Here is a 13,926-nt window from a genome sequence, read left to right on the forward strand (position 1 = left end):
TTCCCCTGTGGAAAGGTTTGAACACCGTGAAGATTCAGCGTCTTGGCCTGGTGGCCAGCGTCGCCTTGGTCAGCTCGATCGCGCTGACCGCGTGCGGCTCCGATAACAACGCCGGCAGCTCCGGCGGTTCGTCGGACTCGAGCTCCACCACCACGTCGGCCTGCCCCAAGAGCGGCACCCTGAACGGCGAGGGCTCCTCGGCTCAGAAGAACGCCATCGAAGAGGCCATCGCGTCGTTCCAGGACGAGTGTGCCGGCACCACCGTCAACTACAACCCGACCGGTTCCGGCGCGGGCATCAAGCAGTTCATCGCGGGCCAGGTCGACTTCGCCGGCTCCGACTCCGCGCTCAAGACCGTTGAGAAGGACGGGGTCATCGAGGCCGACGCCGCGGCGAAGTTCTGCGGCTCCCCCGCCTGGAACCTGCCGATGGTCACCGGCCCCATCGCGGTCTCCTACAACGTCAAGGGCGTCGACAAGCTCGTCCTGACCCCCGAGGTCGCCGCCAACATCTTCAGCGGCAAGGTCACGACGTGGAACGACGCGTCGATCGCCAAGCTCAACGCCGGCGTGACCCTGCCGAGCGAGCCGATCAAGGTGTTCTTCCGCTCTGACGAGTCGGGCACGACCGAGAACTTCACCAAGTACCTCAAGGCCGCAGCCCCGGCTGCCTGGACCTCCGAGCCCGGCAAGAAGTGGCTGGGCAAGGGTGAGGGCAAGGAGAAGTCCGCCGGTGTCGCCGGTGCCGTCAAGGCCACCGAGGGTGGCATCACCTACGCCGAGTGGTCCTACGCCAAGGACAACAAGCTGGGCATCGCCCAGATCGACAACGGCGCCGGCCCGGTCGAGCTCAGCGGTGCCTCCGTGGGCAAGGCCGTGTCCGCCGCGAAGGCCGACGGCGAAGGCAACGACCTGCGCCTCAAGCTGGACTACGCCACCAAGGAGGCCGGGGCCTACCCGATCCTGCTGGTGACCTACGAGATCGTCTGCTCCAAGGGCAAGGACGCCGCCAAGACGGCCCTCACCAAGGCCTTCCTGACGCACTTCGCCTCTGCCGACACACAGAAGTCCCTCGAGGAGATCGGCTACGCGCCGCTCCCCGACGAGGTCCGCACCAAGGTCGACACCGCGATCGCAGCGCTGTCCTGACCCACACCGGGTATGCCGGGGGGCTGGCTGGTTGCCAGCTCCCCGGCATACCCGTTCTGATGGATGGACGAACGTCTGGTGGACTGTGCGAAGGCACGCACCACCACGACCGCACGCACCACGACCACGACCACACGCACCGAGAGGCGCAACGTGAGCTCCGTAACCGGCGTTTCGATCGCTGACGAGCTGCCCGGACCCGACGGCCGACCCACCCTGAGCGGCGATGGCGCCGGCACCGGACGGCTCGGCGACCGTCTCTTCGGGGGTGCGGCCAAGGGCGCCGGGATCCTCGTCATCGGCCTGGTGTCACTGGTCGGGGTGTTCCTGCTCTGGCAGGCCATCCCGGCGATCGCCGACGACAAGGTCAACTTCCTCACCTCGCGCGAGTGGTCGGTCGACAACGCGTCGAACCTGAAGTTCGGGATCGTCGAGCTGCTGTGGACCACCATCGCCGTCTCGACCATCGGCATGCTCATCGCGGTGCCGGTCGGGGTGGCGGTGGCGCTGTTCATCACGCAGTACGCGCCGAGGTGGCTCTCGCGGCCGGCGGCGAACCTCGTGGACCTGCTCGCCGCGGTGCCCTCGATCGTCTACGGCATCTGGGGCCTGAAGACCTTCGGCCCGGTGTTCGAGCCGGTCCAGAACTTCCTCAAGGACACGCTGGGCTGGTTCCCTCTCTTCTCCGACGCGGGCATCAGCGGCGGGAGCACGATCCTGTTCGTCGGCATCGTCCTGGCGATCATGGTGCTCCCGATCGTCACGGCGCTGTCGCGCGAGGTGTTCGCCCAGACGCCCGTGACCCACACGGAAGGCGCGCTGGCCCTCGGCGCGACCAAGTGGGAGATGATCCGCGTCGCCGTGCTGCCGTTCGGCAAGGCCGGCGTCATCTCGGCCGCCATGCTGGCCCTCGGCCGCGCCCTCGGCGAGACCATCGCCGTCACGATCATCCTCTCGACCCTGGCCGCCGGAACTGGCTGGACCTGGTCGCTGTTCAACGGCGGCGAGACCTTCGCGTCGCGCATCGCCAACAACGCCGGGGAGTTCGACTCCCCCGCCAAGACCGGCGCGTTCATCGCGGCCGGGCTGGTGCTGTTCGTGCTGACCTTCATCGTCAACGCGATCGCCCGCATCGTGATCGAGCGCAGGAAGGCGTTCATCGAATGAGCACCGTCGACACCGTGCGGCCCGACCAGGCGTCCAACGGCTCCACGATCCCGGCCCTCGGCCACCCGGCCCGCGGGCGCGAGATCCGGGACCAGCTGGCGCGGGTGGTGATGTGGGGCGCGTTCCTGCTCGCCCTCGTGCCGCTGCTGTGGATCCTGTGGACCGTCGTCAGCAAGGGCGCCCACCTGCTCCTGGACGCACAGTGGTGGACGAACTCCCAGAAGGGCATCACGGCCCGCCGCGAAGGTGGCGGCGCCATCCACGCCATCCAGGGCACCCTGATCCAGGGCCTCACGACCGCGGCCATCTCCGTGCCGATCGGCGTGATGACCGCGATCTACCTCGTCGAGTACGGCCGAGGCCGGCTGGCGAAGGCCGTGTCCTTCATGGTCGACATCCTGACCGGTGTGCCCTCGATCGTCGCCGGCCTGTTCGTCTATGCGCTCTGGGTGACGACGTTCGGATTCCAGCGGGTCGGCTTCGCGGTCTGCCTGGCTCTCGTGCTGCTGATGGTGCCGGTCGTGGTGCGCTCCACCGAGGAGATGCTCAAGCTCGTGCCGAACGAGCTGCGTGAGGCGGCGTACGCCCTGGGAGTGCCCAAGTGGAAGACGATCGTGCGGGTCGTCCTGCCCACCGCCTTCTCGGGCATCATCACCGGCGTGCTGCTGGGACTGGCCCGGGTCATGGGTGAGACCGCACCGCTGCTGATCCTCGGGCCCTACTCCAAGTCCATCGCCACGGACCTGTTCAGCGGCCTCATGCCGACGCTCCCCACGATGATCAACCAGGACCGCACCGAGAGCCTGCAGCCCGCGGTCGACCGCGTCTGGGCTGCCGCGCTCACCCTGATCCTGCTGATCCTGATCCTCAACCTGGCCGGCCGTGTCATCGCCCGGCTCGGCTCCGTCAAGAAGTAAGCCACCCGCGAAACCCCGCTCCGCGACCGTGCCGGCCACCCGGCATACTCGATCCGAAGGACGAAAGAACAGACCATGGCCAAGCGAATCGACGTCAGTGACCTGAACGTCTACTACGGCGCGTTCAAGGCCGTCGAGGGCGTCACGATGACCGTGGAGCCACGCTCGGTGACCGCGTTCATCGGGCCGTCGGGCTGCGGGAAGTCCACGTTCCTGCGCACCCTCAACCGGATGCACGAGGTGATCCCCGGCGGTCGCGTCGAGGGCAAGGTCATGCTCGACGACCAGGACCTGTACGCATCGGGCGTCGACCCCGTGGCGGTGCGCCGGACGGTCGGGATGGTGTTCCAGCGACCCAACCCGTTCCCCACGATGTCGATCTACGACAACGTCGCGGCCGGGCTCCGGCTGAACGGCGTCCGCGGGAAGGCCAAGCTCGACGAGGTCGTGGAGAAGTCGCTCAACGGGGCCAACCTGTGGAACGAGGTCAAGGACCGGCTGGCCAAGCCCGGCGCCGGACTGTCCGGTGGCCAGCAGCAGCGGCTGTGCATCGCCCGGGCCATCGCGGTCGAGCCGCAGGTGCTGCTGATGGACGAGCCCTGCTCGGCGCTCGATCCGATCTCGACCCTGGCCATCGAGGACCTGATCTCGGAGCTGAAGAGCCAGTACACGATCGTGATCGTCACCCACAACATGCAGCAGGCAGCACGGGTCTCCGACCAGACCGCCTTCTTCAACCTCGCGGCCACTGGCAAGCCCGGCAAGCTGGTCGAGGTCGCCGACACCCAGAAGATCTTCAACAACCCCGGGGTGAAGGCCACGGAGGACTACATCAGCGGTCGCTTCGGCTGACCCCTGCGCCTGCCGCGCTGCGACCTGTTGCGCGCTAATCGTCACCAACGCCGCAATCGGCCCCCTCGTGACCACCGGTCGGCAACAAGTCCCCCGGCGCTGCGACTTGTTGCGCGCAGATCGTCACCAACGCCGCAATCGGCCCCCTCGTGACCACGCCGGCAACAAGTCTCCTAGCGCTGCGACCTGTTGCGCGCTAATCGTCACCAACGCCGCAATCGGCCCCCTCGTGACCACCGGCGCGCAACAAGTCCCCCGGCGCTGCGACTTGTTGCGCGCAGATCGTCACCAGCCCCGCAATCGGCCCCCTCGTGACCACCGGTCGGCAACAAGTCCCCCGGAGTTAGGCGGCGTAGGGGCCCTCATCTCCGCCCATCCGCATGGTCTCCGCACTCCAGAGACGCAGGTCGTCCTCAGGGTCCTGCCTCCAAAGACAGCGGATCCGGCTCGGATCTGCCCGACGACGAGCAGATCGCAAGACCTCAGCCAAGCCAGAACCGCCACCCAGGACGTCGCTTGTGTCCCACCTCGCCACCGCGAAACCCACTGACTCGAGCTCGCGTTCGCGTTCCCGCTCGGCGAGCATGTGGGTCGCGGCTTCGTCGGCGTCCCAGGTGTCTGAGCCGTAGGCACCCAGGTACTTGCCGCGGCCGTCCGCCTCGCCGATCACGCCAGCCAGTGCCCACAGGAAGTCCACCCTGCCTATGAGTCGTCCATCCAGGTGGTGGATCCATACCTGGCTCATCGGCACCGAGAAGCCCAACTGGTGCGCTGTGGCGACGGAGGCTGACTCGAGCCAGCTCTCGCGACGCGCATCCGCCATGGCAATCCCGGCGTCGGCCTTCGTGACGCCCGGCCACCTCGTCTGGAAGGCCCGCATCGCCCGCAGTGCGTCAGGACTGGTCGTCCCGTTGCGCAGCGCTCCATCGGCGATCGCCAAGGCGTCGCGGAGCCGCAGCTGGCGAAGGCAGTCGATGACAGTGCGGTCGACCGTCGTCACGGGAAGGCCCGAAACCTCGGTGACGTGATCGGAAGGGAGGTCGCCATCCAGCAGGCGCCTCCAGTCATCTCGGGCGGCAGTGCGCTCGGACTCGGGCACTGTCAGGCTCACGGCACCAAGTGGGCCCAAGGGCTGTGGGAGCCCGTGCACAAGCGCAGCGCTCTGGTGGCTCAGCACCCCATCTTTGACGGACGCGCTCGCAGCACGGGACATGGCCCGATGAAGCTCTTGGGGGTCGAGTTCGAGCCACGGCTCGCGGACGGCGTACAGGCTGGGCGCGACAGGAATGATGTGACGCCGTCTGACTGCCCCGGCGATGCTGGTGCTGCTCAGGCCGGCGGCTAACGCCTCCCTGGCCAGGAAGGGTTGGGGCAGGGACTGCCACGCTGCTTCAGGGGTTGTCCTCATCCTGCGATCGTGGGTGGCGAGGCTGTCGCGGACCATGCCCGACCTTGGGCCTGTGGACACAGCCCGCGTCGACCGTGACCCTGTGGACCAGCACGACCGATGCGGGCGCGGCGTCGCGGCCACGGTGGCCGGGCGCCGGCCGAACTCGCCCCGCGCTGCCCGCCGTGGCCTCGCGCTGCCCCCGACTTGTTGCCGTCCGATGGTCACGGCACCCCCCAAACCGGACCGGGGTGACCACCAGATCGCAACACGTCGCACCTGCCCCCGACTTGTTGCCGTCCGATGGTCACGGCACCCCCAAAAACGGACCCGGGTGACCACCAGATCGCAACAAGTGCGAGCAGAGCAGGGCCGAGCAGGGCCGAGCAGAGCAGCGCCGAGTAGCGCCGAACCCGTCCTACCCCCAGCACCCGTGGCCAGGAGCGGGGGCGGTCAGACGAAGAGGTTGATCAGGAGGCAGCTGGCGGCGGCGACCAGGCCGGCGCCGGGGAAGGTCAGGATCCAGGCGCCGACGATGTTGCCGGCCACGCCCCACCGCACGGCCGACAGCCGCTTGGTCGCGCCGACGCCCATGATCGCCGAGGTGATCGTGTGGGTGGTCGAGATCGGGGCGCCGAACGCCATGCCCGCAACGTAGAGGATCGAGGCCGCCGTCGTCTCCGCTGCGAAACCCTGCGGCGGGTCGAGGTGGATGATCCGGCGGCCGAGGGTACGCATGATCCGCCACCCACCGGCATACGTGCCCAGGGAGATCACGATGGCGCTCATGAGCAGCACCCACAGCGGGATGCCCTTGCCGTTGTAGTGGCCACCAACGGTCAGCGCGAGGACGACGACACCGGCGGTCTTGGACGCGTCCTGGAGTCCGTGGCCGAAGGCCATGGCCGCGGCCGACGCGGTCTGCGCGTACCTGAATCCACGCGAGACGCGACCCGGGTGGGCTCGGCGGAACAGCCACATGATCGTGGCCATGACGATGTAGCCGAGCATGATCCCGACGAGGGGCGAGGCGATCATCGGGATGATGACCTTGTGGAAGATGCCGGTCCACTTGACGTCAGCACCCGCAGCCAGGGCGGCACCACCCAGGCCGCCGATCAGGGCGTGGGACGAGGACGACGGCAGGCCGTACCACCAGGTCAGCAGGTTCCACCCGATGGCGCCGATCAGGGCGGCCGCGCAGATCACCAGACCGGGGTTGCCTGAGGGCGCCTCGATGATGCCCTTGCCGACGGTGTCCGCGATCTTCTTGCCGAAGAACGCACCGAAGAGGTTGGCCACTGCGGCCATGAGCAGCGCGACCCGCGGCGTCAGGGCGCGGGTCGAGACCGAGGTCGCGATCGCATTGGCCGCGTCGTGAAAACCGTTGGTGTAGTTGAAGCCCATCGCCAAGGCGATGACGATTCCGATCGGAAGCCAGTCCATGGGGAGGCTCAGGACTCCTTGACCGCGATGCTCTCGACCTTGTGAGCCACCTTCTCGAACGCGTCAGCGGCGGCCTCGAGCTCCTCGACGACCTCCTTGAGCTTCATGATCGTGAGGGTGTCGCCACCGAAGTCACCGTTGAACAGTCCGGCGAGCAGCCGGCGGTAGATCTGGTCGGCCTGGTTCTCGAGGCGGTTGATCTCGATCCAGTAGCCGGAGAGGTCCTTCATCGAGCGCAACCGAGGCATGGCGTCAGCCGTGAGCTCCGACATCCGCGAGAGGACCTCGACCTGGTCGGACACGCCGGCCGGGAGGTCACCGATGCGGTAGAGCACGATCAGGTCGACCGCGGCGTCCATCATGTCCATGCAGTCGTCCAGCGTCGACGCGAGGCCGTGGATGTCCTCACGGTCGAACGGCGTGATGAACGAGCTGTTCACCTTGCGGATGATCTCGTGGGTCGCCTCGTCGGCGGCGTGCTCGATCTCCCGCATCTTCGTCGCGACGGCTTCGCGCTCGGCGTGTGGAACGCCCAACAGCGTCGTCAGCTCACGCGAGCCGAGGACGAGGTAGGAAGCGGACTTGGCGAACAGATCGTAAAAACTGTTCTCCTGGGGGGTGAGGCGAAAGCCCACGGTTCTCTCCGGTCACGCAAGGGGGATGGCCGTGGACGATGCTACGGGCAAGGACGCGAGAAAGCGCAACTGGGCGCTGATCGTCGCCGGTCGGTACCGCGCAGACGATCAGGCGTTCTGGCGCTTCCAGACCCGGTGCGGGGAGCTCGGTGCGTCGTCGGACGACGTCGGGTGCCCGCGCTCGATGCCGAGGGCCCGGTCGATCTCGTCCTCGGTGAGCGGCTCGTCGCTGGCAGTCGCGGCGACGACCAGGTCGCCCACCAGCTCGATCTCGTCCTGAAGCGCGTCGTCGGTCAGGTCAGCACCGGCCCGCGGTTCCTTGGTCATGGATGAAACGCTAACCGAGGCAACGCCGAACAGCGCATCTAGTTTGCTATCTCTTGACCCGCGATGCCCCGGAACCACCCAGATGGGCCATACCGGACACCATCACGACTAGTCCCATCCGGCTATGCCTGATGATGGTGGCCATGACCCCCGATCTCGGCGGTGCCCCCCCGGTCGAACCTCGCGATGTCGAGGACCGGGGTTCGTTCAGTCATGCCGTATGCCGCGTGTGCGGCTGGAGCGGTCCGGGTCGCCGTTCGCGACGGGTCTCGAGAGAGGACGCACAGGCTCACCAGGGGGTCTGCCCGGGTGGTCGACCGCCGGCCCAGGACAGCTGAGCGAGGGGGCGCGCACGCGGCATACCAAGGCTTGTGGATCAGTGGCCAGACATGGCCGGGAGATGAACATTTGTGCGTCGGGCCGGGAGCGCCTCACGGCGCGCGGCCGCTCGTAGCGGCTTCAGTTGGGACCCGGGGCTACCGCGGCCCGACGCACGTCCGACTGTAACCCCGGAGGCTCTGGAGTTGTTCCATCTGCGGCGTGTTTACCGCGACGCAAGGGGCCGTTCAGATGAGTTCGCCGGCCCGCCACAGGCGGGCTCCGGCCTCCAGATCCTCGGCGGTCGAGAGCATCGACGCGGCCCGGCGGGTCTGCTGGGCGGCGGCCTCGCGGTCCTGGGCGTCGGTCGTGTCGGCACGGTCGGCGCGGCCCGCGGCCACGACGCGACAGAACGCCGCCGCCCGTTGCAGCGCAACGGCGAAGTCGCCCGCGAAGACTCCCCGCAGGATCGCGTCGCTGAGCTCGCGGAGCTCGGCGGGTCCGGGCGGCTCGGCGACGCCCGCCACCGCGTGGTTGACGTCGGTGAAGCGGATCCCTGCTGCGTAGTCGGCGCTGGCCTCACCCGGGCTGCGCTGCACCCACTCTCGCAAGGCGTAGAGCCGCCAGAGGGCACCCGGCAGGCTCCGCGCGGGACGGTCGGCCCAGAGCTCTGCGACGGTGACCAACCCCAGCTCGTCGACGAGGGCTACGAGCCGCGCGGTCAGGGCGGGGTCGTCGTTGGCGCGCCCGGTGCCCACCAGGACCGCGGCCGTCTCGTGGGCGATCTCGGTGACCTGCGCGGGGTCGGGGACCGTGCCGCCCTGCGCCTCCATCGCCATGGGGCTGAAGAAGGCTGGGCGGCGCGGACCGGGTCGGCCACTGGGCTCGTTTTTCATCGCGCCCATTGTCTCAGGTGATGCTCGCTGGGCGGCCTCGCTCAGTCGAAGAGCTCGCTGAGGAACGACTTCTTGCGCCGCTGGCCGTAGCCGCCAGGTCCGCCGTACGGCGCCTTGGACATCGAGCGGTAGGGCGCCTGGTAGCTCTGAGCCGGCTGCTGTTGCCACGCCCCCTGCTGCTGTGGGGGCTGTGGCACCGGCGGCTGCTGCGGGGTCGGCGCTGCCGCTGCGGGAGGTGCTTGCGCAGGGGATTGGTGCCACGCGTTCTCCGCGGCGACCAGGGCCTCGAGCTCCCCACGGTCGAGGAACAGGCCGCCACATCCCGTGCACTGGTCGACGTGGACCCGGTTGCGCTCGTAGCTGCGCATGTCGGAACCACACTTGGGACAGGTGAGGGTGATCATGTCGGGCCAACGGCTCGGGGTGGGATGGGGTTCCGGGCGCCCCCGGACTGCCTGGGGTTGGTTCCTTGCCGGGTCCCACGATGCAACGGCTGGTTGCGACACAGTGGGAACGTGCCCCCTGAGTCCCGGAGTCCGCGGCCGGCTCGTGTGGTCCGCACCGTCGTGTCGGTGCTCGTGATCGCCACAGGGGTGGCCGGTTTCGCGTTCTTCGGGTTGATGGCGTGGCTCGGTATGTGCGGGATCTCGGGGTGCTCGGGCGGCGGCTTCGGGCGGTCTACGGACCCGGCGGGAACCCGCCAGCTGCTGCTGCTGGCCGCAGCCTGCCTGCTCGCCGCGCTGCTCGTCCGCTCTGCGCTCCTGCGCAGCCTGCGCAGCCTGCGCACCGCCGGGTATGCCGTCGTGATCAGCCTCGTGGCGGTGCCGGCACTCGCGGGGGTGATCGGGTCGGACTGGCGCGGCTGTCCGAGGTCCGTCTCCTACGAGACCTGTCTCGCCGAGAGTCGTTGAACGCCTGATCCGTTGTTCGCTGACCGCCAGGGCCCGTTGAACGGAGTGGGGACTCCTGCGCCTCGTTGGCTACGCTGACCTGCGGCTCGCCAACCGGCAGCCAGGGCCTCTAGCTCAATGGTTAGAGCTGCGGACTTTTAATCCGTAGGTTGTGGGTTCGAGTCCCACGGGGCCCACCGGTGCCCGAAAAACTTGGCTGTCTGACGCGGCGCGCGTGACTCGAGAGTGCACGACACGCTGACGCGACCGTGATGTCCTCAGCGTGTCGTGCACACTCGATGGCACGTCTGCTGCGGGTGAGCGCGTTCGGTGCAGACTGGGTTGGTGAGCAATGTCGAGACCCAGCCGCAAGAAACCGTCTGCTCGACGGCGCCGTCCGTCGACGGGGTGGAGATCCTCGAACCCCGTGACGTGCCCCTCGGCGGGCCTCGCGCGATGACAGTCCGTCGCACCCTCCCCCAGCGCCAGCGCTCCCTCATCGGCGCCTGGTGCTTCGCCGACCACTACGGCCCGGACGACGTCGCAGGCTCGGGTGGCATGGACGTCCCGCCCCACCCCCACTGCGGGCTCCAGACGGTCAGCTGGCTGTTCACGGGCGAGATCGAGCACCGCGACAGCCTCGGCTCGCACGCCATCATCCGCCCCGGTGCGGTCAACCTGATGACCGGTGGGCTCGGCATCGCCCACTCCGAGGTGTCCACTCCGGGCACGACCGTCCTCCACGGGGCCCAGCTGTGGGTGGCCCTGCCCGACGCGTACCGCAACGCCCCCAAGGCATTCCAGCACCACGAGCCGACGCCGACGCGGCTCGACGGTGCCACCCTGAGCGTGTTTCTCGGCAGCCTGGCCGGCCAGACCTCCCCGGTCGAGAGCTTCACCCCCCTGCTCGGCGCCGAGGTCACCCTCGACGCGGGGGCCACGGTCGAGCTGGGTCTCGACGCGGCATACGAGCACGGGGTGCTGGCCGACAGCGAAGGGCTCACGGTCAACGGCACCGCCACCCCGCGCAGCGCCATGGCCTATCTCCCCACGGCGACCGCGACGCTCACCCTCACCAACACCGGAAACGACAGCGCCCGGGCGCTCATCCTCGGTGGGCCGCCGTTCGACGAGGAGATCGTCATGTGGTGGAACTTCGTCGGCCGCAGCCACGAGGACATCGTGACCGCTCGCGAGGAGTGGATGGCCCACTCGGAGCGGTTCGGTGAGGTGGACGGGTACGCCGGCCAGGTCAAGCACCTGCCGGCGCCAGAGATGCCTGCCGTGCGGATCCGCCCGCGCTCCAACACATCTCGCAGCGCCCGGGACGCGTGACCCCTTCCCGGCGGGTGATGGGGCAGACTGGCGGCATGAGTCCCACCACCGGACAGCGCCCCGGGCAGCGACCTGGTGGCGTCGCCGCCTTCGCCCCCATCGTCGTCGCCGTCTGTGCGATCGTCCTCGTCCGCGAAGGTCTCGAGGCGGTCCTCCCCAGCCTCAACACGTGGGTCGTCTTCGTCATCGCCCTGGCGGCGGGCTGGCTGGCGTACGCAGGCGTCGAGCGCTGGGTCGCGCGCCGCAACGGGGGCGGACCCGCCGGCCCCGCAGGACCCGCAGGACCCGCAGGACCGGCCGGACCCGCAGGGCGCGGCGAGGAGCAGTGAGCGCCGCCCCCACCGGACCTGTCCTCGTCACCGGCTGCTCGTCCGGCATCGGCCGTGCCGCAGCCGAGGCGCTCATCGCACGCGGCCACACGGTCTATGCCACCGCCCGTCGCACCGAGACCCTCACCGACCTCGAAGCCGCGGGAGCGCGCATTCTCGCCCTCGACGTCACCTCCGAGGAGTCGATGTCCAGCGCGGTCAAAACGATCGAGGCCGAGCACGACAGCATCGGCGCCCTGGTCAACAACGCCGGGTACGGCGAGTACGGCACCATCGAGGAAACAGACCTCGACAAGGTGCGCACCATGTTCGAGACCAACGTGTTCGGACTCGCCCGGCTCACCCAGCTCGTCCTGCCGGCGATGCGCGAAGCCCACAGCGGTCGCGTCGTCAACATCGGCTCGATGGGGGGCCGCTTCACCTTCCCCGTCGGCGGCTACTACCACGCGACCAAGTACGCCGTGGAGGCGATCACCGACGCCCTGCGCAACGAGGTGCGCGGCTTCGGCATCGGCGTCAGCCTGATCGAGCCAGGCCTCATCCGGACCGGCTTCGAGGAGACCGCCCTCACCTCCGATGCCGCTGCGGCACAACAACATTCACCGTATGCCGCGTTGCTGGCCTCCAGCGCCAGCAACACCACCGGCGGCTACGGCAACCCCATGGTGGCCACCGGCCCGGAGTCCGTCGCCAAGGTCGTCGTCAGGGCAGTCGAGTCGCGCCACCCCCGGTCGCGCTACATCGTGACGCCGGCAGCCAGGGCCCTCATCGCCACGAGGACGCTGGGTGGCGACCGGGTCTGGGACTTCATGATCCGGCAGCAGTTCAAGGGGTAGCGCCGTGGTCGCGTCCGTGGAACCCCTCACCGCACCCGTCGAGCCCGACGAGGCCCTGCGACGCATCGCCTTCCTGCTCGAGCGGGAACGGGCCGGCTCCTACCGCGTCGAGGCGTTCCGCAAAGCCGTCGTCACGGTCAGGGAGACACCGGACGACGAACTCCGCAGCCGCCACAAGGCCGGCACCCTGCAGGACCTCGCCGGGATCGGGAAGTCCACCGCCGCCGTGGTGAGCGAGGCCCTGGACGGTGAGCTCCCGGCATACCTGGAGTCGTTGCAGGGAAAGGCGAAGCCGCTCGCCCAGGGCGGCACGGACCTGCTCGCCCAGATCAAGGGCGACTGCCACTCGCACTCCAACTGGTCGGACGGCGGCAGTCCCATCGAGGAGATGGTGCTCACGGCCGTGGAGCTCGGGCACGAGTGGGTGGTCCTCACCGACCACTCCCCCCAGCTGCGCGTGGCCAACGGGCTCACGGCCGAGCGGCTGACCAAGCAGCTGTCCATCGTCGACGCAGTCAATGCGTCGCTGGGTGGGCAGTTCCGGCTGCTCAAGGGGATCGAGGTCGACATCCTCGACGACGGGTCGCTGGACCAGACCGACGCGATGCTCGCCAAGCTCGACCTGGTCACCGCGAGCGTCCACTCCAAGCTCAAGATGAACAAGGCGCCGATGACCAAGCGGATGGTGGCCGCGGTGTCCAACCCCCGCGTCAACGTGCTGGGCCACTGCACCGGGCGGCTCGTCGAGGGATCGCGCGGGACGCGAGCGCAGTCGGAGTTCGACGCCCGCGCCGTGTTCGAGGCCTGTGCCGAGCACGGCACCGCCGTCGAGATCAACAGCCGTCCCGAGCGGCGCGACCCGCCGGACGAGCTGATCAGGCTGGCGATGGAGATCGGCTGCGTATTCGCGATCGACTCCGACGCGCACGCCCCGGGGCAGCTGGAGATGAAGGCCTACGGCTGCGAGCGCGCCGAGGCCCTGGGGATCGACCCCGACCGGATCGTCACCACCTGGGACGTCGACCGCCTGCTGACGTGGGCCGCCCCGCAGACGGCTGCGAGCGGCGGGTGAGCACCCCGCCGGTGTCGGTCGACCTGACTGCCCCGGAGCCACCCTTCGAGCAGGTCCGCGCCCAGCTGGCCGGGCTGATCGCCCGCGGCACCCTCGCGGAGGGCGACCGGCTCCCTACCGTGCGCGGGCTGGCCGCCGACCTGGGCCTGGCGGTCAACACCGTGGCCCGGGCCTACAAGGAGCTCGAGGCCGAGGGTCTTGTCACCACCCGAAGTCGCGCCGGGACCGTCGTGGCGGCGGCCTCTCAACCCCTCGATGTCGCCCTCAACCGCAGCGCCGCGGACTACGCCATCCTGGCCGCACGGGCCGGGCTGAGCGAGTCGGCGGCCGTCGACCGGGTGCGCGCGGCGCTGCGCGAGGCACGCCCCTGA

The 13,926-nt window shown here is 69.1% G+C and carries 16 protein-coding genes and 1 tRNA gene; 11 read left to right on the top strand and 6 right to left on the bottom strand.

The window, feature by feature from the left end:
• Window positions 1-26: 26 nt before the first annotated feature.
• From pstS to pstB, 4 genes are all read left to right on the top strand, one after another.
• The gene (gene pstS, locus AC1DWR_RS11465; protein ID WP_477613994.1) at window positions 27-1,148 is read left to right on the top strand and encodes a phosphate ABC transporter substrate-binding protein PstS; all 1,122 of its coding nucleotides are present in this window, start codon (window positions 27-29) and stop codon (window positions 1,146-1,148) included.
• Window positions 1,149-1,301: 153 nt separating this feature from the next.
• Window positions 1,302-2,315 carry a phosphate ABC transporter permease subunit PstC gene (pstC, locus tag AC1DWR_RS11470; RefSeq protein WP_477613995.1) on the top strand — a complete coding sequence of 338 codons (1,014 nt, stop codon included), beginning with the start codon at window positions 1,302-1,304 and terminating at the stop codon, window positions 2,313-2,315.
• Entirely contained in the window at window positions 2,312-3,232 is a 921-nt protein-coding gene (pstA, locus tag AC1DWR_RS11475) for a phosphate ABC transporter permease PstA (RefSeq protein WP_477613996.1), read from the top strand. The genes pstC and pstA overlap by 4 nt, the downstream gene beginning before the upstream one ends.
• Before the next feature lie 75 nt (window positions 3,233-3,307).
• The gene (gene pstB / locus AC1DWR_RS11480; RefSeq protein ID WP_477613997.1) at window positions 3,308-4,084 is read left to right on the top strand and encodes a phosphate ABC transporter ATP-binding protein PstB; all 777 of its coding nucleotides are present in this window, start codon (window positions 3,308-3,310) and stop codon (window positions 4,082-4,084) included.
• Window positions 4,085-4,427: 343 nt separating this feature from the next.
• Here the strand turns inward: pstB and AC1DWR_RS11485 are convergent, their stop codons facing one another.
• From AC1DWR_RS11485 to AC1DWR_RS11510, 6 genes are all read right to left on the bottom strand, one after another.
• Window positions 4,428-5,195 (bottom strand): hypothetical protein, encoded by a 768-nt coding sequence (locus AC1DWR_RS11485; protein WP_477624452.1) that lies wholly within the window; start codon window positions 5,193-5,195, stop codon window positions 4,428-4,430.
• A 729-nt stretch (window positions 5,196-5,924) separates the two neighbouring features.
• The gene (locus AC1DWR_RS11490) at window positions 5,925-6,917 is read right to left on the bottom strand and encodes an inorganic phosphate transporter (protein WP_477613999.1); all 993 of its coding nucleotides are present in this window, start codon (window positions 6,915-6,917) and stop codon (window positions 5,925-5,927) included.
• An 8-nt stretch (window positions 6,918-6,925) separates the two neighbouring features.
• The gene (locus AC1DWR_RS11495; protein WP_477614000.1) at window positions 6,926-7,552 is read right to left on the bottom strand and encodes a DUF47 domain-containing protein; all 627 of its coding nucleotides are present in this window, start codon (window positions 7,550-7,552) and stop codon (window positions 6,926-6,928) included.
• Between the two features lie 108 nt (window positions 7,553-7,660).
• On the bottom strand, window positions 7,661-7,879 hold the full coding sequence (locus AC1DWR_RS11500) for a hypothetical protein (protein WP_477614001.1): 219 nt from the start codon (window positions 7,877-7,879) through the stop codon (window positions 7,661-7,663).
• A 566-nt stretch (window positions 7,880-8,445) separates the two neighbouring features.
• On the bottom strand, window positions 8,446-9,093 hold the full coding sequence (locus tag AC1DWR_RS11505; protein ID WP_477614002.1) for a hypothetical protein: 648 nt from the start codon (window positions 9,091-9,093) through the stop codon (window positions 8,446-8,448).
• Between the two features lie 41 nt (window positions 9,094-9,134).
• On the bottom strand, window positions 9,135-9,497 hold the full coding sequence (locus tag AC1DWR_RS11510) for a TFIIB-type zinc ribbon-containing protein (RefSeq protein ID WP_477624453.1): 363 nt from the start codon (window positions 9,495-9,497) through the stop codon (window positions 9,135-9,137).
• Window positions 9,498-9,608: 111 nt separating this feature from the next.
• Here AC1DWR_RS11510 and AC1DWR_RS11515 point away from each other — a divergent pair, with 111 nt between their 5' ends.
• The 7 genes from AC1DWR_RS11515 to AC1DWR_RS11545 all read left to right on the top strand — a co-directional run bounded on the left by AC1DWR_RS11515 (window position 9,609) and on the right by AC1DWR_RS11545 (window position 13,926).
• The gene (locus tag AC1DWR_RS11515) at window positions 9,609-10,004 is read left to right on the top strand and encodes a hypothetical protein (RefSeq protein ID WP_477624454.1); all 396 of its coding nucleotides are present in this window, start codon (window positions 9,609-9,611) and stop codon (window positions 10,002-10,004) included.
• A gap of 103 nt (window positions 10,005-10,107) precedes the next feature.
• Window positions 10,108-10,180 (top strand) — tRNA-Lys (locus tag AC1DWR_RS11520).
• 148 nt (window positions 10,181-10,328) lie between these two features.
• On the top strand, window positions 10,329-11,318 hold the full coding sequence (locus AC1DWR_RS11525) for a pirin family protein (RefSeq protein ID WP_477624455.1): 990 nt from the start codon (window positions 10,329-10,331) through the stop codon (window positions 11,316-11,318).
• A 35-nt stretch (window positions 11,319-11,353) separates the two neighbouring features.
• On the top strand, window positions 11,354-11,647 hold the full coding sequence (locus tag AC1DWR_RS11530; protein ID WP_477614006.1) for a hypothetical protein: 294 nt from the start codon (window positions 11,354-11,356) through the stop codon (window positions 11,645-11,647).
• Entirely contained in the window at window positions 11,644-12,483 is an 840-nt protein-coding gene (locus AC1DWR_RS11535; RefSeq protein WP_477624456.1) for an oxidoreductase, read from the top strand. The genes AC1DWR_RS11530 and AC1DWR_RS11535 overlap by 4 nt, the downstream gene beginning before the upstream one ends.
• 4 nt (window positions 12,484-12,487) lie before the next feature.
• Window positions 12,488-13,555, top strand: a complete 1,068-nt coding sequence (locus tag AC1DWR_RS11540) for a PHP domain-containing protein (RefSeq protein ID WP_477624457.1) — start codon at window positions 12,488-12,490, stop codon at window positions 13,553-13,555.
• Window positions 13,552-13,926, top strand: a complete 375-nt coding sequence (locus tag AC1DWR_RS11545; RefSeq protein WP_477624458.1) for a GntR family transcriptional regulator — start codon at window positions 13,552-13,554, stop codon at window positions 13,924-13,926. Before AC1DWR_RS11540 ends, AC1DWR_RS11545 begins: the two co-directional genes overlap by 4 nt.

This window comes from Pedococcus sp. P2_E2 (genome assembly GCF_056403955.1).